This window comes from Aquimarina sediminis, from assembly GCF_002895435.1.
GTDB classification, from domain to species: domain Bacteria; phylum Bacteroidota; class Bacteroidia; order Flavobacteriales; family Flavobacteriaceae; genus Aquimarina; species Aquimarina sediminis.
This window is the reverse complement of record NZ_POYJ01000013.1, coordinates 99780-123561: the sequence shown is the minus strand read 5'-3', so window position 1 is coordinate 123561 and position 23782 is coordinate 99780. Positions and strand designations below refer to the sequence as shown.

Here is a 23782-nt window from a genome sequence, read left to right as displayed (position 1 = left end):
CTTACTAATTATGAAGTTTTTTGCTTCTTAAATACTTTAGTAACAACTCAGGGCGATCTGTCTGGATCATATTCACTCCTTTTTTTACATACCATCCATAAATCCCTTCTATATCGTTTGTTGCTTTATCATCCTCATAACCCGCATTAAGTGATCCCCAAAGAGAATTTACCCAAATACGAGCTCCTTTTTGTTTAATTTTATCAAAATCATATAACACCTTAGAATTTTCTTTTGAAAATACCAGTTCGACTGCCACTGGATTTATTTGATCTTGATACTCTTCTATTACTTGTGTGGCATTTGTTTCTTTATCCAAATTGATTACTGGCATAAAAATGATAGTATCTAGCTTGCTTCCTAAGTCATTCTGTACCTCATTAACCGTTTTATTAAATCCTTTTAATATAACCTGGTTCTCTGTATTGGTTTCTTTTAAAACCTGATATACATCTTCAAAATAATCATAGCATTTATCCAAATTGATTAATATCTTTCCTTTTGCAAGATTTAGTGCTTCTTTTAACGTAGGCACTTTATGAGAGGTAGGCGATCCTAATCCATTTTTGAGGACTAGCTTTTTAATAGAATCCAAAGTGGTTTCTGAAATTTTTCCGTGTCCGGTTGTCGTTCTATCCAATGTAGCATCATGCATTACTATCAATTGATTATCTTGAGTTTTTCTAACATCCAACTCTACCATATCTACACCCATATCTATGCAGTTTTTAATAGCTCGTAAAGAATTTTCTGGTGCATTACGCCAATCTCCTCGATGCGCTATTACCATTATTTTATCTGATCTCGAATCATCTAGTTCTATAATTAAATCTTCAATATTTTTTAATCTTTCTTTAAGAGGTTGAACATCTTTTTTAGCTTCTTTCTTACAAGAACCGATAAGAAATAGTGAGAGCAATAAATACACTATACTTTTCATATGCTTCTAATTTTGTTTTTTTGATAAAAGAGTGAAAACCTCTCCTGCACGATCAGTAGTCAAAACATTAAACCGTAGAGCATGTTGTCTATAAATATCTTTTACTAGATCTAACTCTTTAAGATCCAAAGTGCCAAAAGTTCCATATATCATTGGAATTTGGAGTTTTCTGATTTCTTTATAAAACCTTTCGTCTTGTAAAGAATGAGGAGTTAAGGCCACCAGATTTTGAAAAGGAATCTTTGACTTTTTAATTTTATTTAAATCATCCCAACTATTAAAACCAATTGCCAATATAATATCTGGACTCAAATCATAATATCTCATAGCATCTGCAATGCTATAACAAATAACCATACTACTATCCAATATTCCTGATTCTGTTATTTGTGCAACGATCTCTTTTAGATCACAACCTGGTTTTGCATCAATACATACAAAATTTTTGTTCTTTGACCAACGTATTGCTTCAGAGTATTTAGGAATATGGCTAGTTGTAGTATCCCCTATATTGGTAATTAAATTTAGCTCTTTTATGCTTTCATACTTTTTTTCAGACAGCACTCCTTCTCCAGTTGTTGTTCTATCCAATGTAGAGTCATGCAGCAATACATGCACACTATCTTTGGTCATACGAACATCAAATTCTATCAGTAACGCATCAGATAACTCATATACTTTGTCAAAAGATGAAATTGCATTTTCTGGCATAGAATCTCCTAATCGCCCTCTATGTACCATAAGTAATGGTTTTAACACATCTCGGGTTTTCATTATAGAAGTAAACTTATTGGGTAATTGTTTTTTATCTTTTGAACAAGAAGCTGCTAAAAAACATAACATCAACAACAGGGAAAAAAATATCCTATGCATCGTTTGTTATTTTAAGCAACACATACTGGATAAGATCTTTAACTTTATCTCTATAGTTTTTGTTTGCTGTTTTATTTAATCTGTTTGCAATAATTAAACAAATCGCTACAGCATCATGTCCCAGCATCTTCGACAAACCATAAATGGCAGAGCTTTCCATTTCATAATTATTGATCGTATATCCCTTATGTCGAAAACTTGAAAGCTTATCGTTCATACTTCTGAGTTTTGCATCAAGTCGTAGTTCTCTTCCTTGTGGTACGTAAAATCCCGGTGAGGTAATTGTTATTCCTGAATGTACCTCATCGCTTTCCAAAACCTGAATTAGATTTTCTGAAGCATCTACTACATAAGGCGAAAAGAACAATGAATCTTTTCCCAAATGAGATTTAAAAGCTACCGAAAACTCTTTATTCATAACGCTTTCATCGTCTGCGTAGAAGTATAATAAATTATCAAACCCTATAGATTTTTTTGAAAGTACAAAGGCATTAACCGGAATTTCTTTCTGAAGACTTCCTGAAGTACCTATGCGAATGAATTGCAATCTTCTATGCTTTTTTTTCACCTCTCGGGTATCAAAATCAATATTCACCAAAGCATCAAGTTCGTTCATTACAATATCAATATTACCAATCCCCACTCCTGTAGAGACTATAGTAATCCTCGTCTTATTATAGATTCCTGTTATCGTTACATATTCTCTATTGGCAATTTTAAATTCTATTTCACTAAAAAAAGATGCTATAACATCTACTCTACTAGGGTCTCCTACCAGAATGACAATATCCGCCACATGTTCTGGCTTAAGATGTAAATGAAAAATACTTCCATCTGGATTTAATATTAATTCAGATTCTAATATCATTACGTATAGTATTATAAAAATTTAAGGTAGTTGAAAGAGGTGGAAACCACCTCTTTTCTTTGGTTAAAACAAATAAACAAAACAGTATAAAGGATGCTGTTAAAAGCTATATTTTAGACCCAATTGCATTCTCCATCTGGATAGCTCTGACGTATTATTTATAAATTCTGATTCACTTAGTAAGGTAGGGTTTACCGTAAATTCTGTAGCAGACACTGCATTAATTGGTGTTGTTGTTCTTGGAGTTTTAATAATTCCCCAATCGTTATTTAATAGATTTGTAAGGTTAAAAACATCCCAACTTAGCTGTAGTTTATGTTCTTTATCCTGTATCATTAAATTAAAATCCTGCAATAATTTAAAATCCATTTGAAAATAAGTAGGCAATTCTAAACCATTACGCTCGGCAAATTGACCTCTAACAGAACTTAAGTAATCAGAGTTTTCAATAAATCTATCCAAAGCCTGCCATTGTTCTTGTGGTGTAAAATCTCCATTCTGAACCAGATTAATATCGTTTGCATTTTCTGGTACAAAAATCAAATCATTTCTATTACTTCCATCTCCATTTACATCACTTCCAGAATACGTGTATGAGAAGCGGGTATCCTGAGTTCCTTTAAAAAACAGTGAAAATGTGGTTGAAGTCCAATCTGCCCAATCTGCTATGTAAGATGCAGATCCAATTATGTTATGTCTAGGTCCATATAAGCTATTACTGAGTACCTCAAGATCTCCATTTCCTACCACTGGATTACGGTCATATGCTCTATCTGGTAATGAACTGTTAAGATCATTTACATTTTTTGCTTCATTATAACTATATGCCAATGAAGCAGACCAGTTATTTGAAAACTGCTTTTCTAATTTACCCGTAATTGAATACGCATATCCTTTGTTTGTATTATCCAATACATATGCACCCGTTATGTTATCATTTATCCTATTATCAGAAAACACATATCGCCCATTTGCATCTGCCCCGGGATTTGTGTGATCCAGATTTACATTTCTATAATACGGTGCATTAATATCTTTACTATAAATAAAATCAGCCGAAGCTATTACGTTTCCAGGAAGTCTATAGTCTAGTCCTACATCAGAACGCCAAACTTGAGGCATTTTAAAATCAGGATCTACCAACGCTAATGTAAAATTAGGAATAGGAGCAGAACTACTAGGTCTGTATTGAGATACATCTGCGGTATAGGGGAAATTTTGAATATTTGTATTGGCTCCATCAAAATTTAATTCTATAAGTTCTCCTTCTACCAGACCATTTTGCGAAAACTGTTTTTCTATAAATACAAAAGGAACTCTCCCGGTAAATATTCCTGTACCTCCTCTAATTTGTAATCTATTACTTAATAATTTCCAATTAAAACCAAGTCTGGGTGATACCAGTAGTTTAGAATCAGGCAATTTGGATGTACTATATTGTTCTATATTACCATCCGGGTCTTGAAAACTCAAGCTAGAAACAGTAGTATTATCTCCAGGATCATTCAAAAAGGAAGTTACATCTAAACGTACACCAGCAGTAACTCTAAAATTTTCATTAACATCTATCTCATCCTGTACATAAAATCCTAATTGAGAAAATTTAGGTTCTGTCGCTGTTGCAATTTTACTTTCATCTAATGGGTAACGATATTGAAATAATGCCGGCTGCCCTGTTCCAGTACTTGTCCCCGTAGGTATCGCTGTTCCAGCTACAGCATTATTATAAAAAGAATCTAAGGAATTAAAAATATAAAACCCGTTGTTAAACAAAGTGAATTCATTCTTAAAATTCATCTGCTCATAACTAACCCCAGCTGTTATCTTATTTTTATTTAAAAACCATGATACGTCATTTTGAATTTGCAAAAAGCGTTGATTTACTCGATTTCCTAATGCTGCGGGGTGCGTTCCAAGTGTATAGCGCAACCCATTATCATTTATAATAGTAAATGGTGCTACCTGCCCACCTTGTGGTTCTCTATATTCTGGTAAATCGTTGTACGAGATAAAAAACCTATTGGTTACATTACCACTAAGTGTACTGTTTAATTCTCCTACAATAGAATATGTATCCAGGTTTCTAGTCCATCCAAAATTTTCAAAATTTACAGATGTATTTCCAAAACCAACATCTACATGAGACAATGAGGATTGTAATTGAGAATATCGTATAGATGCTTTATGATGGTCATTTATATTCCAATCTAACTTTATCAAAAATTTGTCTGAATCAGTTTCTCTATCATACCCTTCATATCTGCCAGGATTATATCCATATTGATTTACCAAATGTCCACTAATCGCATCAAGAGTACTCGCCTGAATTGAGGATACATTATCACCACTTAATCCATTTCTTCCGGCAATGGTAGTAACGGCAGGTGCTGTATTTCTGGCAGTCTCATAATTCGCAAAAAAGAACAACTTGTCTTTAATAATTGGTCCTCCTATGGTTACTCCACTCACAATATTTAAAACCTTAGTTTTATTAATCTCTTCATCTTCTACCTTATATCCCATCAATCCCTCATTTCTATAAAAAGAATATACAGAACCATGAAACTCATTCTCTCCACTTTTTGTAACTGTATTTATTCCTGTACCGGTAAACCCTGCTTGTCTCACATCAAAAGGAGATAAACTTACCTGAACTTGCTGTATGGCTTCGATACTAATAGGTTGTGCATTGGTGTTCCCTCCTGGCAGTAGATTTGCTCCTCCCAGACCAAAAGCATTGTTAAAAGATGCTCCATCAACTGTTACAAAGTTCTGTTTATTCGACTGTCCTAAAAACCCATTACTTCCTGCCTGAGGAGTGAGTCTTAAAAAACCCTCTGTAGACCTATCCAAATTAGGTAAGTGATTTATTATTACCGAATTAAATTTGGAGGTTGCTCCTGTTGCACTACTACTTATAATAGAATTAGAATTTGCTGTAACAATAACATCTTCTAGTTGGGTAGTATCATCATATAATGTTACATTTAAAGAGTATGTTTCTCCTAGCGAGATTGTAATATTCTCTGAAAAACTATCCTTAAACCCCAAATAAGTTATAGAAACCTTATAGGGACCACCGATACGAACACTAGGAAATCTAAACTCTCCATCAAAATTCGTTATCGTTCCATATCTTGTCCCTGATGGAACATGTTCTGCTATTACATTGGCACCACCAATAGGTTGTACATTAATATCTGATACAACTCCCGAAATAGAACCACTAGTAACACCTTGTGCATAGAATGCTACTGAAGTAAAGAGAAATAACAAAAATAAGAGGTAATTCTTTCTAACCATGTTTAAATTATTTAGTTATTATATACTATACAATTGACTAACCAATTTAGAACTACTCACTTTTCTGACATTTTTTTTACTAAACCTTCATTAATTTAACATTTATAATAAAAACTATCATGTTTTTACATATCATTTTATTACAAACAAAATACACATAACTTATTACTATACTATTTGCAATTTGCATTCGGCATACAAGTAATTTACGTTTTTTTTGGTAAGGAAGAAAACCTTAATACAATTAATATAGGAAGGTTTTAAAATATTTTTTCTATCTATAAAACATAATTTGTATTCATAAAATTAGATGCTTCTGAAGCTAGTAATTTTTTTAAGATAATTTTATTCTCTTCACTATCTTTTGATGCTACAAAGGTTCTTATTGAGAATGATCGTAATGCATCATGTACACTCAAAGTGCTGAAGGCAGAATCCTTTCTTCCTGTAAAGGGATATACATCAGGACCACGCTGGCAGGAGCTATTGAGGTTAACTCTACAAACCAGATTTACTAATACATCTATCAATGGAGCGATACGCTCTGCACCCTTACTAAATACACTTACTTGCTGTCCATAATTAGAGGCTGCCATCTGCTGTAGAGGTGTTTCTATATCTGAAAAAGGAACAACAGGAATTACAGGACCAAATTGTTCTTCTTTTAAAACCCTCATTTGAGTATTTACAGGGTATAAGACCGCTGGAAAAATAAAATTATCCAGGCGTTCTCCTCCTCTTGCATTTATAATACTTGCTCCCTTTTTCTTTGCATCATCAATCAGTTCTTGAATATAATCTGGTTTTCCGGGTTCTGGCAACGGAGTAAGTGTTACGCCATCTTCCCATGGGTTTCCAAAACGTAATTCATCAACTCTTCTGACAAACCGTCTATTAAACTCTTCTACAATATCTGTATGTACATACAGTATTTTTAAAGCAGTACAACGTTGCCCATTAAACGACAAGGTTCCTATTAGGCATTCTTCAATTGCCAAATCTAAATCTGCATCAGGCAATATGATAGCAGGATTTTTAGCTTCCAGTCCCAATACCAACCTGAGACGATTCTGTTTTGGATGCTTATCCTGCAATGCATTAGCAGATGTACTATTACCTATCAGTCCCAGAACTGTCACTTTTCCTGTTTCCATAATTGGAGTTGCTACCACACGCCCTCTTCCAAAAAGAATATTAACCACTCCTGCAGGAAAACTATCTCTAAACGCTTCTAATAGAGGGGTAATTAGCAAAACTCCATATTTTGCTGGCTTAAAAATCACAGTATTCCCCATCATCAATGCAGGAATTAACAAAGAAAACGTCTCATTCAGGGGGTAGTTGTATGGTCCCAAGCATAGTACTACTCCCAGAGGTCCTCTTCTAATATGTGCATATACTCCTGCATGTTTTTCCAGCTTTGCAGAAGCCCTATCTATTTCTTTAAATGCCTCAATAGTTGCATAGATATATTCTACTGTTCTGTCAAATTCCTTTTCTGAGTCGGGTAAATTTTTTCCTATCTCCCACATCAACAATTTTACAATCTCGTTTCTCTTGGTTTTCATCTGATCTACAAACTTTTCCATACACGCTACGCGATCATACACCTTCATGGTTGGCCAAGTTCCTCTTCCATTATTATAAGCTTCATCAGCAGCAGTTACTGCTTCTAAGGCTTCCTTTTTTCCTAATAGTGGAATAACTCCCAACTTTGTAGGCTGATATGTTTCTGTTGTAGAAATCGAAGAAAATACATCTAAAGTATCCCCCGACCAGGGCTTTAATTCTCCTCCTACTAGATAAGTAGTTTGTTTAAATAAACTTGTGATTCTATAAGCTGAAGGAATTTCTAAATATGGTGTTTTCATGATTTTTAATATTATTTGTGTTTTGTTTTTCTTTCAAGTTCTCTTCATGCCTTTCACGCTTGGTTATAGTACTTGATATTATTCTTTTTGTATAGTTCTCCAAAAACTGGTACCATGAATTGGGCGTGATATGTCGAGCATATCTGTTATGGTCGCTCCTATATCTGCAAAAGAAGCTCTAGTACCAATATTTACACCCTTTTTAATAGATTTCCCATATACCAAAATAGGAATATGCTCTCTGGTATGATCTGTTCCTGAAGCGGTAGGGTCATTACCGTGATCTGCTGTAATTATTAAGACATCTTCACTTTTTAATTCCTTCATTAACATGGGTAACTGACGATCAAACTCCATCAAACACTTCCCATATCCCTCTACATCTCTTCTATGCCCATAATGCATATCAAAATCTATCAGATTAGTAAAAATCAATCCATCAAAATCTTGTTTTATATAAGTGATAGTTTCTTGTATTCCGTGATTGTTATCTGTTGTTTTCTTCCACTGGGTAATCCCGGAACCAGAAAAAATGTCATTAATTTTTCCAATAGCTACTACCTCTTTACCTTCATTTTTTACATTATCAAGAATCGTATTGTAGATTGGTTTAATCGAAAAATCTTTTCTATTTGCCGTTCGAGTAAAATTATCTTTAGTTCCCACAAAAGGTCTTGCTATAACTCTACCTACCTCATAAGGATCTTTTAGCAGCGATCTGATATCTTCACAAATTTCATATTGTCGGGCAATAGGGATTACGTCTTCATGCATTGCAATCTGAAAAACACTGTCTGCAGAAGTATATACAATAGGTTTTCCAGTTTGTAGATGTTCCTCTCCGTAGTTTTCTATAATCTTAGTTCCTGAACCTACAACATTTCCTATTATAGAAACCCCTATTTTTCTTTCTATTATTTCAATTAGTTCCTTTGAAAATCCTTTGGGGAATGTGGGAAATGGTTTATCCAAAACAATACCGCTTATCTCCCAATGTCCGGTTGTTGTATCTTTTCCTTTAGACATTTCTATAGCTTTGCCATATGCTCCCAAAGGATCACTATCTGGGCGTAAACCTATATTCTTATCAATATTTCCCATTCCTAATCGGGATATATTCGGAAGTTTTAAATCTGGTAATGCTTTTACAATATTTCCTAAAGTGTTACTACCTGTATCATTATATAAATGTGCGTCTGGTAGCTCTCCAATACCTACACTATCTAAAACCAATATTACTACTTTCATATACTTTTTTTGTGTTTAGTTTTTTACATGCATGTTCAGATCGTTTGTATTTCAATTATATTTCTATTACCATTTACACTTTGATTTTAAAGCAATACAACTCTGAACCTGACGATACATCAAGTTTTCATCTAATTATTATTTTTCTCTTTTTTGAAACCGTTCAGCTCAAAGAATTATCTTCTACAAAGCTATCCTATGATCATACCGGCAATGGTTGCAGAAAGTAAGGATGCAATAGTTCCTCCCAATAATGCTTTCATTCCTAATTCTGAAAGTGTTTTACGTTGCTTGGGTGCCAGAGAACCTATTCCTCCTATTTGAATTCCGATAGAAGCAAAATTTGCAAAACCACATAACATGTATGTTGCCATAATAATGGATTTGTTATACATAAAATGAATTGTTTTTTCAGGGTTTTTCAATTCTGCCAGTTGTATATATCCTACAAACTCGCTAGCTACCAATTTTATTCCTACCAGTTGTCCCATTAGGGCAACATCTTCTTTTGCTACTCCAATAAGCCACATCACAGGAGCAAAAATATACCCTAATAAAAATTCTAAGGATAGGCTTTTGTAAGGAGTATTCATTGCAATACTTTCGTTAAGTCCCATGTAGTGTCCTATTTTTGAAAACCCAAAATTAATCATCGCAATAAAGGCAATAAACACCAGTAACATTGCTGCTACATTTGCTGCTAGTTTTAAACCTTCTGTTGTTCCATTTGCAATGGCATCTAATATATTTTCTCCTATTTTTTCCTTAGAAACAGAGATATTATTATCGATAGGTTCTTGCTGAGGGTATAGTATTTTAGAAACTACAATGGCTCCCGGAGCAGCCATTACAGAGGCTGTTAGCAAATGCTTAGCAAATTGCAATCGCAACACCGGATCTTCACCTCCTAAAAAACCAATGTATGCAGCTAATACTCCTCCAGATACGGTAGCCATTCCTCCGATCATTACTAATAACATTTCTGAACGGGTCATTTGCTCCAAATATGCTTTTATCATTAAGGGAGCTTCTGTTTGCCCCAGAAAAATATTTCCGGCAACAGATAAGCTTTCTGCTCCTGATATTCCCAGAAGTTTGGTTAATATCCAAGCCATTCCTTTAACGACAATTTGAATAATTCCCAAATAAAACAATACCGAGGTCAAAGCAGAAAAAAAGATAATCGTAGGTAATACTTGAAATAAAAAAATAAACCCATAATTCTCTACACTCATCATGCCTCCTAATAAAAACTCGCTTCCCACTCTTGTAAAATCCAATACTTTAACAAACAGGCTTCCAAAAAATTCTACTACCTTTTGCACCATAGGAACCTTTAATACTCCCACCGCTACCAGTAATTGTGCTGCGAGTCCAATGCCTACCGTTTTCCAACGAATAGCCTTTTTATTAGAACTAAATATATAGCAGATAAAGATCAAGCATATCATTCCGATCCCTCCTCGATATAAAGAGGTTAGCGTGAAACCGCCACTCGGAATAATCTCCAATGCTATTCCTGCCATTTCTTTTGGTCTTTGAAATGTTTAACGGCTTCAAACGGATTTGGCACATAATGTCCTCTTCCTCCTGCTCTTTCATCATTAAAAGCCACTGGAATTTCATATGCTTCTGTTTTTTCCTGCCAAGTTACATGCTCTTTCCCTTCATCCTTGCGTACCATTGTAATACAATCTTCTACCGGGCATACCAGAGAACACAGATTACAACCGACACAATTCTTTTCTATAATACTAGGGATTCTACTTCCATCTTCAGGTAATGCAATTGCTTGATGTGCTCCATCATCACAAGCAATATAGCACAAATCACAACCAACACATTTGTCTTCATCTATTGTAGCTTTTACATCATACTTCAGGTTTAGATTTTTCCATTCTGTCACATTAGGGAGTGCTTTTCCTGCAAAGTCATAGATGGTTTTATATCCTCTATCATCCATAAATCTTGTTAAGCCAGCTTCCATCTCACGTACAATTCCAAAACCATAATGCATCACTGCAGTACATACCTGTACAGAAGTTGCTCCCAGTAAAATAAACTCTACCACATCTCTCCATGTTTCTATTCCGCCGATCCCACACAAGGGAGTTTTTGAAATATCTTCATGCTGAGCCAAGTCTTTGAGCATATGTAAGGCAATCGGTTTTACGGCTGGACCACAATACCCTCCATTAGATCCTTTTCCATCTACTACTGGATACGGGGCATATTGATCGAGATCAATCCCAACAATACTTTTAAAGGTATTTACTAACGAAATTGCATCTGTTCCTCCCTGTACAGCTGCTACTCCAGGGTCTACAATATGTGTAATATTCGGAGACAACTTAGTAATAACCGGAATTTTAGCGACTTCCATCACCCATTCTACAATGGTTTTTAACACTGCTGGTTCTTGTCCTACTGCTGATCCCATACCACGTTCACACATCCCATGCGGGCAACCAAAATTTAACTCTATCCCGTCTGCTCCTGCATTTTCTACATCTTTAATAATCTGATGCCACTCGTCTTTAGAGTTTACCATTAGCGAAGCAATTACTGCATGATCAGGAAAATATTTTTTAACCTCTTCCATTTCTCTAAGGTTATCTTCCAGTGGGCGATCGGTAATCAACTCTATATTACTAAAACCAGCCATCCTGGTATCTCTGTAGTTTATTGCTCCATATCGACTGGATACATTAATTACAGGTACTCCTAGTGTTTTCCATACAGCACCTCCCCATCCTGCTTCAAATGCTTTCATAATCTGATAACCTGAGTTTGTAGGTGGTGCCGACGCCAGCCAAAATGGATTAGGTGCTTTTATTCCTGCAAAGTTTACTGATAAATCTGCCATGTTTTTTTCTTATTTTGTTAACCATTGATGAATTCCTTTGGCGGCAAGTTTTCCGTCATAAGCTCCATTTACTACTTCTGCTCCTCCATTAATAGCATCACCCCCTGCAAAATATTTTGGGTTACTGGTTTGGTTAGTATCTTCTTTTACTATAATTCTAGATTTAGCATCTATCTCTAAATCAGGTATGAGATCAAAAAATGATTTTTGCTTTGCCTGACCAGTTGCTTTTATTACTAAATCGCAAGAGATAACAAATTCGCTCTCCTCAATTTCTTCAAGTTTTCCATTAACTACGTGTGTTTTGCTAAATTTTACTCCCGTGGCACTTTCTTCTCCAGTGATTTCTACCGGAGCTATATTAAACATACCTTTTACTCCGGCACTTAATGCCAAATCATACTCGAATGTATAGGCTCCTTTTTCTTCTTTAGATCTTCTATACGCCAATATTACTTCATCTGCTCCCATTCTAGCGGCTTCAGAGGCTGCATCCATCGCTGTATTTCCTCCTCCAATAACGATCACTTTATTAGGGACTTTTAACAAGTGGTGTTTCATCCGTAATTCTTCTATAAACTCTACCGCTCCAATAACATTTTTTTTATCTTCTCCCGGTAGTCCTAACACTGAAGTTTTCCCCAATCCCACTCCCAAAAAAATCGCATCATAGCTTCTTTCAAGGAGTTCTAATTGTTCTTTTTTGGTTATCGGAGAATTGTATTTAACAACAAATCCTAATTGGTTCTGCAGGTAATTTATTTCTTCTAATACCTCTTCATTAGTTATTTTATAGGGAGCAATCCCATATACTGTTAATCCCGAAGGTTTCTCTTTGGCTTCATAAACAGTTACTTGATATCCTAATACCCTCAATTCGCAAGCGCAGGCAATTCCTGCTGGTCCTGCACCAATTATTGCTATTTTCTTTCCATTATCATCTCCAGGAGTATACAACTGTTTCTCTTTCGAAATTACCTGGGTAGTGGCATAATTTTGCAATCTCCCTATCTGCAAAGGAGGCACATCCTGATGATTATATACACAAGCCCCTTCGCACAACACTCCTGTAGGACATACGGTTCCACATGCGTTTCCTAACCAATTAGAGTCATAAATTGTCTTTGCTGCTCCTTCGGTATTTTTAGTCTGGAGTTGTTTTATAAACAATGGAATATCAATTCCTGTAGGACATGCTTGAATACAGGGCGCATCATAGCAATATAAGCATCTTGAACTTTCGTAATATACTTCTGTAGCATTCATCAAGGGCTTTTTGAGCTTAAAATTTTTCTCAAAATCCTCTTCTGTAACTGGTCTTTTATATTCTCCCATATCTTATCTTTTAGTCTTAAAAAAGGATATTTTATAATTCTGTTAATTTTCCATACGTTTCTGGTCTTCTATCTCTATAAAACTGCCATGTTGCTCTTACTTCTTCAATAAGATCTAAGTCAAATTCTGATACTAGTAATTCATCATTATCACGAGAAGCTTCTGCAAATATTTTCCCTCTGGGATCTACAAAATAAGATTGCCCATAAAACTTCCCTAAATCCCAAGGTTTCTCTTCTCCGACTCTATTAATACATCCCATAAAATATCCATTAGCTGCTGCGTGTGCTGGTTGTTCTAGTTTCCATAAATACTCACTCAATCCAGCTACTGTAGCAGAAGGGTTGTACACGATCTCTGCTCCGTTTATTCCTAATATTCTGGCTCCATCAGGAAAATGTCTATCGTAGCAGATATATACTCCGATCTTAGCATATTTGGTCTGAAAAACCGGATATCCCATATTTCCTGGCTTGAAGAAGAATTTTTCCCAGAACCCACTGGTATGCGGGATATGATTTTTTCTATATTTCCCGAGATATTTACCATCTGCATCTATTACTGCGGCGGTATTATAAAAAACTCCTGCTTGTTCTCTCTCATAGATAGGAGCGATAATAACCATATCATATTTCTGAGCAATCTTTTGTAGTTTTGCTACTGTGGGACCGGGAACAGCTTCTGCCGATTCATACCATTTTTTATCCTGTCCGGGGCAAAAATATGGGGTATTAAAAATCTCTTGTAGACATAAAATCTGCACTCCTTGCTTTCCTGCCTTTTCAATATACGGGAGATGTTTATCATACATTGCATCCATGATTTCCTGAATTGTCCCTTCTCCTTCTGTCATCGGAAGGCTCATCTGAATCAATCCTGATTTAATTTTTCTCGCCATTTTCTTAAATTATTTTAGTTGTTGTTTTTCTCTTAATAAATTTTCCAAAGCCAGGTTTTAAGTGACATTTCTCATCTTGTATTGCTATTTTCCCTCTAAGTAAAACAGTACTTACTTTTCCTGTTACCTTTTGTCCTTCATATCCAGAATAATCACAATTCATGTGATGTGTTTTTGAAGATATCTCATGTTCTTTTTGAGGGTCAAAAATGACCAAATCGGCATCAGAGCCAATCGCTATAGTTCCTTTTTTCGGATACATTCCAAATATTTTTGCAGCATTGGTAGCACTTACTTCTACAAATTTATTGAGGGATATTTTTCCTTTATGTACTCCTTCAGAAAACAACAATTCCATTCGATGTTCGATCGCCGGGTGACCATTTGGAATTTTTGAAAAATCATTTTTTCCCATTTTTTTCTGTTCCCACATAAACGGACAATGATCTGTCCCCACGGTTTGTATTAATCCCTGATTAATTCCTGACCATAATGCTTCCTGATCTTTTTTTTCTCTTAATGGAGGGCTCATCACCCATTTTGCTCCTTCAAAATCATTCTCATATAAAGAAGCATCTAACATCAGATATTGTATGCAGGTTTCTACAAATATTTTTTGATTGCGCAGTGTGGATCTGCGAACAGCATTGAGTGCTCCTTCACAAGTCATATGTACAATATAGCCTGGGCAATCAGTATACGCTAACATATCGGTAAACCGGGCTGATGCCTCTGCCTCTGTAACCTCTGGCTGTGATAAATAATGATATAAAGGAGCTGTATTCCCCAATGCTTTATTTTTGGCAACTAGCGAATCAATCATATCTCCATTTGTAGCATGTACTGTTACCAAACCGCCATGTTCTTTGACTACTTTCATCAATTGTACCATCTGCCCATCATCTATCATCAAAGCTCCTTTGTAAGCCATAAATGTTTTAAAAGATGATATTCCTTCTTCGGTAATAAATTGCACTACTTCTTTTGCTACATCATCATTAAAATCTGTAACAGCCATGTGATAAGAATAGTCCCCTACTGCTTTTCCTTTTGATTTTTTCTGCCAGGTGTTTAGCGCATTATACAAGGTATCTCCCTGGGTTTGCAAAATAAAATCAATAACCATTGTCGTCCCACCGAATAGAGCCGCTCTGGTTCCTGTTTCATAATCATCACTGGAATAGGTTCCCATAAACGGCATATCCAGATGTACATGAGGATCTATTCCCCCCGGGAAAATCATCTTACCGGTTGCATCTATGATTATATCTGCTGTATATGATAAAGCTTTTCCTATGGCTACAATTTTCTCTTCTTCTACATAGACATCTGCTATATAGGTTTCAGCAGCAGTAACTACTGTTCCATTTTTTATGAGTATCGACATATCTGTGTTTTTATCAATTCGTAGTATCATTTCCTTCTAGAGGAATTGCTGGTTTTTTCATCAACAAATAGTATAAAAGCAGTGAGGTTGCAAATCCAGAAAACCAGGATAGCGCATATAAAAAGTGTAACTGCGGAACCCAATATCCTACTAGTGCCACAAAAACTCCTACAAATAAAGCAATCATTGCTTCTTTATTGAATCCTCTAGAGTAGAAGTATTTCCCCTTTTCTTTATACAATTCTTCTAGGTTCAATTCTTTTTTTCGAACCAGAAAATAATCTGCAATAGATATTCCTAATACAGGTCCTAATAGCCCACTTACAAAGATTAATACTCCCGAAATTTCATCAAGTAGCCACCAGGGAGCTATTACAATCCCCAAAATACCTGTAATCATCCCCCCTGTTCTAAAGTTTATTTTGTTAGGGATCATATTAGAAAATGCATTTGCTGGTGCAATCACATTGGCAGCGATATTGGTACTCAATGTAGCTATCAGCATAAATACCTGAGCTACAACAACTACCCATGGGTTTTTGAATTTTGCCAATAACGACACTGGATCCCAGGGAGCATCTTCGGCAATTAAAATATCTTCAAAATTTAAAAGTGCTGCACAGGTAACAAAAATCCCTACAAAAGAATACAACATCATCGTTCCGGGAAGCCCCATAAACTGACCTGACACTTGTGCCTTTTGGCTGGTGGCATATCGGGTAATATCGGCAATGCTAATAGCCATCGTAGCCCAAAAACCAACCATTGCAGTCAGCCATACGATATACTTCCATACTTTAGATTCTTTTTTACCTGGTAATGATGCGGGAGAAGCCTTTACTACACTGGACAGACTTATTTTATCTCCAGTTGTATTTCTAAACTGTATACTGATATCAGATATGGTTGTAGCTTTTTTTTCTACAATAAAATTGGTAATATTTACTTCACCATTTCTAGGTATATTAGTCCATTCAGTCTCTCCATTGGCATGTATCATCTTGTATTGATTCGCTTTTGGTTCGCCTTCTTTATTATGAAGCACCTGAAGCGTCAGTATTTGTTCAGCTCCTTCAGTAGAAACTGTAGCGGCAACTTTTTTTAATTGGTCGCTTTGTTCTAATACGATTCCAAATCCACCTGCTTTAGTATATCCCCACCCGATAAGAACAATTCCCATTAGAATCAGAATCGGTGCAGAATAGGTTTCTAGCCATTTAATACTATCTGTACCTTTCCATATAAAATACATATTGATCAACCAAAACACTCCAAATCCTACAAATTTCCCTACAGACAACCCTACAGTTCCTTCTACCCCTGCAAGTGCATTAAAAATGGCATAAACGGCAAGACCCCCAACCCAGGTTTGTATGCCAAACCATCCGCAAGCAATAATTCCACGTGTAACTGAAGCGAGATGCACCCCTTTAATCCCAAAAGCTGTTCTTCCGATTACTGGAAAAGGAAGTCCATATTTTACCCCGGCATGTCCATTTATTACCATTGGAATTGTAATCAACAAATTGGCAATTCCAATAATCATTAAGGCTTCATACCAGTTTAACCCTGTTTTGATCATATAAGAGGCTAATAAATAGGTTGGAATACACACTGCCATCCCAACCCAAATAGCTGCCAGGTGCCATTGATTCCAGTTTCTTTTTGCTCCAGGAATCGGCGCTAAGTCTTCGCTATACAGAGACGACTTAGCAATGGTATCTTTCTTAGTCACACGATTCTTATTCATAGATTAGCTGTACTGTTGATCTGCAATTGCAATTGCCTGAGAAATTATGGCTAATCCCTCGTCTATTTCTTCTTTGGTAACAGTTAATGGAGGCGCTATAAAAATCCAGTTCCATCGGACAAAGGTGAACATCCCCAAGGCTCTGATTTTTGCTGCCATTTGATTAGTAACCTGCATATCTTCGGGTTTTGCGTTCCATGGAGTTACCGGGTTCTTACTTTTTCTATTGGTTACTAACTCGATACACCCTAATAACCCTGTGTTTCTAAAATCTCCTATTGAAGGGTGTTTTTCTTTTAATTTTTCTACTTCCTGCTCGATATACTCTCCCATTTTGGCAGCTCTTTCTACCAAACCTTCTTCTTCTATAATTTTTATATTCTCTAATGCTGCGGCACAAGACACTGGATGAGCAGAATATGTGAGCCCTAGTAGCATCGGTTTGTCATTAAAATAGTTTGCTATAGTATCTGTAACTACCATCGCTCCCAAAGGCAGATATCCCGAGGTCAATCCTTTGGCCATACACATAATATCCGGAGTCACATCATGATGATCAATTCCAAACATTTTTCCTGTTCTTCCAAAACCGCTCATGGTTTCATCATCAATGAGTAATATCCCGTATTTGTTACACAATTTCCGTACTTTTTTTAAATACATGGGAGGGTATTTAATACAGCCTGAGGATCCAGATTCTCCTTCAAATAAAATAGCGGCTATGGCTTCTGGGTTTTCAAATTGCACAACACGCTCCAGATGAGCCAAGGCACGTTCTCCACACTCCTCTGGAGAGGAGGAATTCCATGGGCAACGATAGGCATATGGATTCTCTACATGTACAATATTTGGAACTCCTTGTACGTCTACAGGAAATTTTCTAGGATCTCCTCCTGCAGAAATAGCACCATAGGTAGCTCCATGATAGGAACGATAATGCGTTATTATCTTATGCCTACCTGTATATATTCTCGCTAATTTCATAGCATTTTCTACGGCTTCGGCTCCTCCTAATGTAAAAAATGACTTTGTGAGGTTTCCTGGTGTAATTGCTGCTATTTTTTCTCCCAAGGCTCCTCTTACTTCAGTAGCCATCCCGGGATAGACATAACTCATTGCTTCCATCTGCCGGGTAACCGCTTTGGTAATTCGTTGATCACCATGACCGATATTAACATTCATCAATTGAGAAGAAAAATCGAGGTATTTTTTTCCTTCTCTATCGTAGAGATATGATCCTTTTGCATGGGATGCATTTATGGGATTTAACCCTCCTTGTTTTGCCCAGGAAAACAAGGTATACTCTAGATTATTTTTTACGATTTCGTCTTTTGTTTCTGTAATCATCATTCTTTCAGTATTAACTCATCCAATTTACTTGCGCTTCTGGATTCCATTTGGTAGTTGTTTTCTTTATCTGTGTCCAGAATTCTATCGAGCTTTTTCCAGTAATATCTCCTACTCCAAATTTGGATTCATTCCACCCACCGAAAGAGAATGGCTCTCTTGGCACTGGAACTCCAATATTTACTCCTATCATTCCTGCGCTAGCTTCTTCCATCACTTTTTTGGCAAATCCACCGCTTTGTGTAAATACTGCTGCTGCATTTCCGTAGTTTGAGCCATTTTCTATGGCAATAGCTTCATTTACATCTTTGGCTCTAATGATACTAATTACGGGACCAAAAATTTCTTCTTTGGCAACTGACATATCTGGTGTTACATAATCAATAATTGTGGGGCCAACATAGAAACCTCCTTCTTTTCCTTTTACGGTAGTATTTCTTCCATCCAAAATAATTTTGGCTCCGGCAGCTTCTGCCTGATCAATATATCCTTCTATTCGCTGTTTTGCTTCAGCACTAATAACGGTTCCCAGATTATCTCCTGGCGTAATTTTTTTTGCTTCTTCCACCATTCTTTCGATAATAGGATCTACTTTATCCACTCCTACCATTACTGAAGCTGCCATACAACGCTGCCCAGCACAACCAGACATTGACGCTACTACATTAGAAGCTGTCATTTGCAAATTAGCATCTGGTAGTACTATCAAATGATTTTTTGCTCCTCCTAATGCTACGCATCTTTTCAAAGTAGATGTTGCTCGTTTATATACAATCTTGGCTACTTTGGTAGACCCTACAAAAGAGACTGCTGCTATATCTGGATGATCACAGATTGCCTCTACGACTTCTTTTCCTCCATTGACCACATTAAATACTCCATCAGGGAGTCCTGCTTCTTTGAGTAGTTCTGCTATTCTTACTACACTCAATGGCACTACTTCTGATGGTTTCATTACCATTGTATTTCCTAGGACTAATGCGTTGGGAATGGTCCAGTGCGGTACCATATTTGGAAAATTAAATGGGGTAATTGAAGCTACCACTCCCAGAGGCTTTCGTTCTGTTCTACACTCTACACCTTTACTAACCTCCTGAATTTCATTAGCGATAATCTGAGGAAGCGATACTGCAAATTCACATAACTCTATTCCTTTTTCTACTTCAGCTTTGGCTTCTCCATAGGTTTTACCATTTTCTGCTTGAACCAACTTAGATAACTCATCTATATTTTTTTCTAAAAGAGATCGGTATCTAAAGAAAACCTGAACTCTTTCTTTTATGGTCGTGCTTGACCAATCTACAAATGCTTCTTTTGCAGAAATAACGGCATTGTTAAGATCCTGAGAAGTAGATAAAGGCACCTTGGAGATCACACTTCCATCTATTGGACTAATCACATCCAATGATTCTTGTTCTCCATTTGCAAAACTTCCATTAATGAAGTTTTGAACGTTTGATTGAGATTTTACTAATTCCATAATTTATATTGTTGTTGTTTTTCGCTTGTTATCACTACTGACCAGTGTATACTGCTTATTTTACTTGTGCTATTGAGTTAATATTTCGAAATTTAACTCGAAATAGAGAAGGTCATTTACTAAAAAAGCTGAAGTGTACTACTTCAAAATATTTTGGGGATATTGTAATAAATTATAACTACCTGTAACGTAGACATATCACTTACTAACAAACATTTAAATCTATAAGTATTCAACAAAACATCCTAACCACCTAAGGATTTACAACGTTTTATGTTAATAAGTCACCATTAAAGTTAATAAAATAAACTAAAAATGATTATTTCTCATCTTTTTTATATTAAAACAAAATATACTTCAAGTTTATTCCATGTTTCATCTACTGTTTTACCTTTTTTTAATCTCAGAAGTAGTTATTAAAAAGGTGTTCTTTTTATATCCTAGTAGGATATGATGAATACTGATGATTAAATAAATCATATTGCTGGAAAAGAAAGAATATCTCCAGTTCATAAATAATAGTCTAAAATAGGTAATTAAAGACGTTTTTCTTTCTAAAAAAAATCTCGAATCTAGTAGCTTCATGATGTATCGTTTTTATCACACATTCATATATTGACAAAAACATCCAGAACTACTCACAACAATCGCCATATTTTTATAAAAAAAGTTAAAAAACAATACATACCACTTATATAACCACTAAAAATAAGGAAATATTTACCCAAACAGGATATGCAATGAATTATTAACAAGACTCAACAAGTAACCTAGAAAGTTTTTATGATTAACTACCTCTACAGATACCAGATCAAAAATTATAAACAACATTTTTATTTCTTTGATGCGATATTTAATATACTATAACAAACTTAGTATTTGTGTTATACTTTTATTTATTAATGTAGACCTTGTTGTTTTTGATTTCATAAGAATACCCACTAAAAGAGTTGAGGTCCGTTAATATTTTATCAACTGTTTGATCTGTATAATCTAGTGTAATAATCAAATCCCCTCCAATACCAATGTTTGTATAGTCTATAGGTATTCCAGTTTGGTTCTGTATTCGTTGGTAAGCATCTTTAATTTTAACATTGACAAAAGTCATAGAGATCCGATTATCAATGGCTGTATTAGCATCAATTTTAACAGCTTTTTCTGTAATAATCTCTTCTTTGATCTCTTTTCCTTTTAGACCATTATATACCAATGAATCTCCTGGGTATAAGATTTTACTGAAACTTTTTGTTTTATTATAGATGGCTATTTTCCCTGTATGGAGATACACTCTTATCTGTTTAGATATGGTGTCTTCTTTAATTGTAAAGGAAGTACCTAATACTTCTGTGGTAAGTTCATCGACATGAACCAAAAAGGCCTTTTCCTTATTTTCAGAAATAGTAAACTTTGCAGATCCATCTAAATACACTTCTCTTATACTGTCATTAAAAACATTGGGATATGTCAATGTGCTATGCGAAAACAGGGCTACTTTGGACTTATCATCCAGAGTTACGTGCTGAGGTTCGATCTCGGCTTTAAGAGATATCAAAGCACTTTCTTCTGTGTGAATCGTAGGCTGTTTCCCTTTATCCCAAAACATATAAGCTACCCCTGAAAACAATATTAAAAAAACTGCAGCATACTTCAACACCTCTCTTAGAGTAATTGTTTTATCAGAAGTATTTGTTTTAAACTCTAATTCTTCTGCAATTCCTTTATATATTTTCTCAGACTTTTTTTCATCCAATTTATCCAGCTCTGTTGTTTCATCCCAGAGTTGATCAAATTTTTGTTCTAATAATATGTCTTTTTCTGTTTTTGACATTATGACTGTTCTTCTTTTTAAGATATTACTAATTAATAAGTTAACTACTCATTAAAAAAATCATAAAACGTTCCTTTTGTTATATTTTGTTGCTCCAGTATTTGTTTCAGGTTTTTTTTTGCCCGATACAAATTATTCTCTACTGTTCTTCCTGAAACCTCTAGAAAATCAGATATTTCTATAGTAGAGAGCCCTTCAAGATAAAAAAGCTTAATGATTTGCTGCTGAGAAAAGGGTAATTTTTCTATATTTTTTAATAAAAGATCAGAATTTAACTTCTGAGGTTGTTCTTTTGCGTCTTCAGTTGTTTTATCTTGATCTCCGGATACAAATGATACATCCTTCTTATTTATTTTTTTTAGAACTAATCGTTTTGCAATTAGCTTTAACAATCCTAGAACTCCTTTATTTTCATCAATAGCATCCCGTTGTTTCCAAAACTGCACATAGGTATCTTGCACTATTTCTTCTGCATCTTCTTGGGTAAGTCCCATCTTCACACAGGTTTTATAAACCATTGCATGAGTATCATCAAAAAAAAGTTTAAAATGCTTTTCTGACCCTTTTTTAATTTTAACAGAAAGTCTTGAAATTCTAGAAATATTCAAATTTTAACATTTTTACAACAAATATACAGCTAAAAAAACCTGATACACAAAGTGAATATCTAATTATTTAACAACAATCATCAAAATACACCTTGCTTATAACATCAATTTTTTCATATTTCAAATGCTCTTTAACAGAAGTGTTTTTTAGGAAAACAAAAAGAATTAAATGAATTAAATGAAAAATCATTCACCTCCTTCTAGAAAGGAGTGCCTAAGCAATTTAGGCTATACTCTATTCTTAATTTCTATTATTTGAGCAGCAATACTTACAGCTATTTCTTCGGGAGTTTGACTAGAAATAGGTACGCCAATAGGTGCTTTAATTTTGCTGAGTTTTTCTCTAGAAATCCCATCCTGTTCTTCTAAAACCTTATACATTGTTTCTAATTTAGCCTTGCTTCCTAAGACTCCTAAAAACCTATATTGATTTTCAATTAATGTGCTTAAAACCAATTTATCATCGGTATACTTATTTGTCATAATAGCCACATAGCTATCACTACCAGGCGGAATGTATTCAGAAATTTTAGAATAGTTTATTGTATGTTTTTCATTTGCAAATTCATTGTCTTCAAATGTGTTCAAGTTGTCTCTATCATCAAAAACTACAACATAAAAGTTAAGCATGTTAAATAGTTTAGAAACAGCCAACCCAACATGTCCGCCACCAACAATATATATGGTTTCTGCATTACCCAACTGCTCTTTAAAGCACCAATTTTCAAAATCATATAAATCAAATTGGTATTTTGAGTTCATTAAATTCTGCTCAAACTTGATTGCGTTAGAAGACAAGGTTAAAACCCCTTTTTTATTGTTACCTAAGCTAGTGACTATCCTTTCTATCAATAATATATTTTGATTGCATAAAGGATGAAATACAACTGTTTGTTCTCCAGAACATATCATACCTGATCCCTGTTCGATCTTTCCTTTGTGAATTTGCTTTTTTATACATATTGATTGGGTTTTCTGTTTTAATAGAATTTTTGCTTCTTCTATTAAATTAAACTCCATAATACCGCCTCCAATAGAGCCATATATAAAATCATCTTCAGATACAAACATTTTAAATCCTTTTCTCCCCGGGGAGCTCCCATAATGTTGTACCACAGTAAGAAGACATACTTTTTTATTTTCTTTTAGTTTTTGTAATATTTGCTTCCAAAATTTCATA

The 23782-nt window shown here is 35.1% G+C and carries 17 protein-coding genes; all 17 read right to left on the bottom strand.

Annotation, left to right across the window (positions count from 1 at the left end; genetic code table 11):
- Positions 1-4 precede the first annotated feature (4 nt).
- The 17 genes from C1X07_RS21490 to C1X07_RS21410 all read right to left on the bottom strand — a co-directional run bounded on the left by C1X07_RS21490 (position 5) and on the right by C1X07_RS21410 (position 23781).
- Positions 5-940, bottom strand: a complete 936-nt coding sequence (locus C1X07_RS21490; protein ID WP_206604264.1) for a glycerophosphodiester phosphodiesterase family protein — start codon at positions 938-940, stop codon at positions 5-7.
- Between the two features lie 6 nt (positions 941-946).
- A complete protein-coding gene (locus tag C1X07_RS21485) occupies positions 947-1813 on the bottom strand; it encodes a glycerophosphodiester phosphodiesterase family protein (RefSeq protein ID WP_103072100.1) in 867 nt (288 codons plus the stop codon).
- Positions 1806-2681, bottom strand: coding sequence for a nucleoside phosphorylase (locus tag C1X07_RS21480; RefSeq protein WP_103072099.1), 876 nt, complete (start codon positions 2679-2681; stop codon positions 1806-1808). The genes C1X07_RS21485 and C1X07_RS21480 overlap by 8 nt, the downstream gene beginning before the upstream one ends.
- A gap of 99 nt (positions 2682-2780) precedes the next feature.
- A complete protein-coding gene (locus tag C1X07_RS21475; RefSeq protein ID WP_103072098.1) occupies positions 2781-5984 on the bottom strand; it encodes a TonB-dependent receptor in 3204 nt (1067 codons plus the stop codon).
- A gap of 278 nt (positions 5985-6262) precedes the next feature.
- Positions 6263-7855 (bottom strand): NADP-dependent glyceraldehyde-3-phosphate dehydrogenase, encoded by a 1593-nt coding sequence (locus C1X07_RS21470; RefSeq protein ID WP_103072097.1) that lies wholly within the window; start codon positions 7853-7855, stop codon positions 6263-6265.
- Positions 7856-7933: 78 nt separating this feature from the next.
- Positions 7934-9103 (bottom strand): phosphopentomutase, encoded by a 1170-nt coding sequence (locus C1X07_RS21465; RefSeq protein ID WP_103072096.1) that lies wholly within the window; start codon positions 9101-9103, stop codon positions 7934-7936.
- Positions 9104-9294: 191 nt separating this feature from the next.
- Positions 9295-10629: a NupC/NupG family nucleoside CNT transporter gene (locus C1X07_RS21460; RefSeq protein ID WP_103072095.1), complete on the bottom strand. Its 1335-nt coding sequence runs from the start codon at positions 10627-10629 to the stop codon at positions 9295-9297.
- Entirely contained in the window at positions 10617-11969 is a 1353-nt protein-coding gene (gene preA, locus C1X07_RS21455) for an NAD-dependent dihydropyrimidine dehydrogenase subunit PreA (protein WP_103072094.1), read from the bottom strand. The genes C1X07_RS21460 and preA overlap by 13 nt, the downstream gene beginning before the upstream one ends.
- A gap of 9 nt (positions 11970-11978) precedes the next feature.
- Positions 11979-13304, bottom strand: a complete 1326-nt coding sequence (locus C1X07_RS21450; RefSeq protein WP_103072093.1) for an NAD(P)-dependent oxidoreductase — start codon at positions 13302-13304, stop codon at positions 11979-11981.
- Positions 13305-13335: 31 nt separating this feature from the next.
- Positions 13336-14202, bottom strand: coding sequence for a nitrilase-related carbon-nitrogen hydrolase (locus tag C1X07_RS21445; RefSeq protein ID WP_241507309.1), 867 nt, complete (start codon positions 14200-14202; stop codon positions 13336-13338).
- A gap of 4 nt (positions 14203-14206) precedes the next feature.
- Positions 14207-15589, bottom strand: coding sequence for a dihydropyrimidinase (gene hydA, locus C1X07_RS21440; protein WP_103072135.1), 1383 nt, complete (start codon positions 15587-15589; stop codon positions 14207-14209).
- Between the two features lie 13 nt (positions 15590-15602).
- Entirely contained in the window at positions 15603-17339 is a 1737-nt protein-coding gene (locus C1X07_RS21435; RefSeq protein WP_103072092.1) for an NCS1 family nucleobase:cation symporter-1, read from the bottom strand.
- A gap of 3 nt (positions 17340-17342) precedes the next feature.
- Positions 17343-18689 carry an aminotransferase class III-fold pyridoxal phosphate-dependent enzyme gene (locus tag C1X07_RS21430; RefSeq protein ID WP_241507308.1) on the bottom strand — a complete coding sequence of 449 codons (1347 nt, stop codon included), beginning with the start codon at positions 18687-18689 and terminating at the stop codon, positions 17343-17345.
- A gap of 10 nt (positions 18690-18699) precedes the next feature.
- Entirely contained in the window at positions 18700-20166 is a 1467-nt protein-coding gene (locus C1X07_RS21425) for a CoA-acylating methylmalonate-semialdehyde dehydrogenase (protein WP_103072090.1), read from the bottom strand.
- A gap of 892 nt (positions 20167-21058) precedes the next feature.
- Entirely contained in the window at positions 21059-21994 is a 936-nt protein-coding gene (locus C1X07_RS21420; protein ID WP_103072089.1) for a FecR family protein, read from the bottom strand.
- A gap of 44 nt (positions 21995-22038) precedes the next feature.
- The gene (locus C1X07_RS21415; protein WP_103072088.1) at positions 22039-22602 is read right to left on the bottom strand and encodes an RNA polymerase sigma factor; all 564 of its coding nucleotides are present in this window, start codon (positions 22600-22602) and stop codon (positions 22039-22041) included.
- Between the two features lie 228 nt (positions 22603-22830).
- Complete coding sequence (locus tag C1X07_RS21410; RefSeq protein WP_103072087.1) at positions 22831-23781, bottom strand: XdhC family protein; 951 nt, start codon at positions 23779-23781, stop codon at positions 22831-22833.
- Position 23782 lies beyond the last annotated feature (1 nt).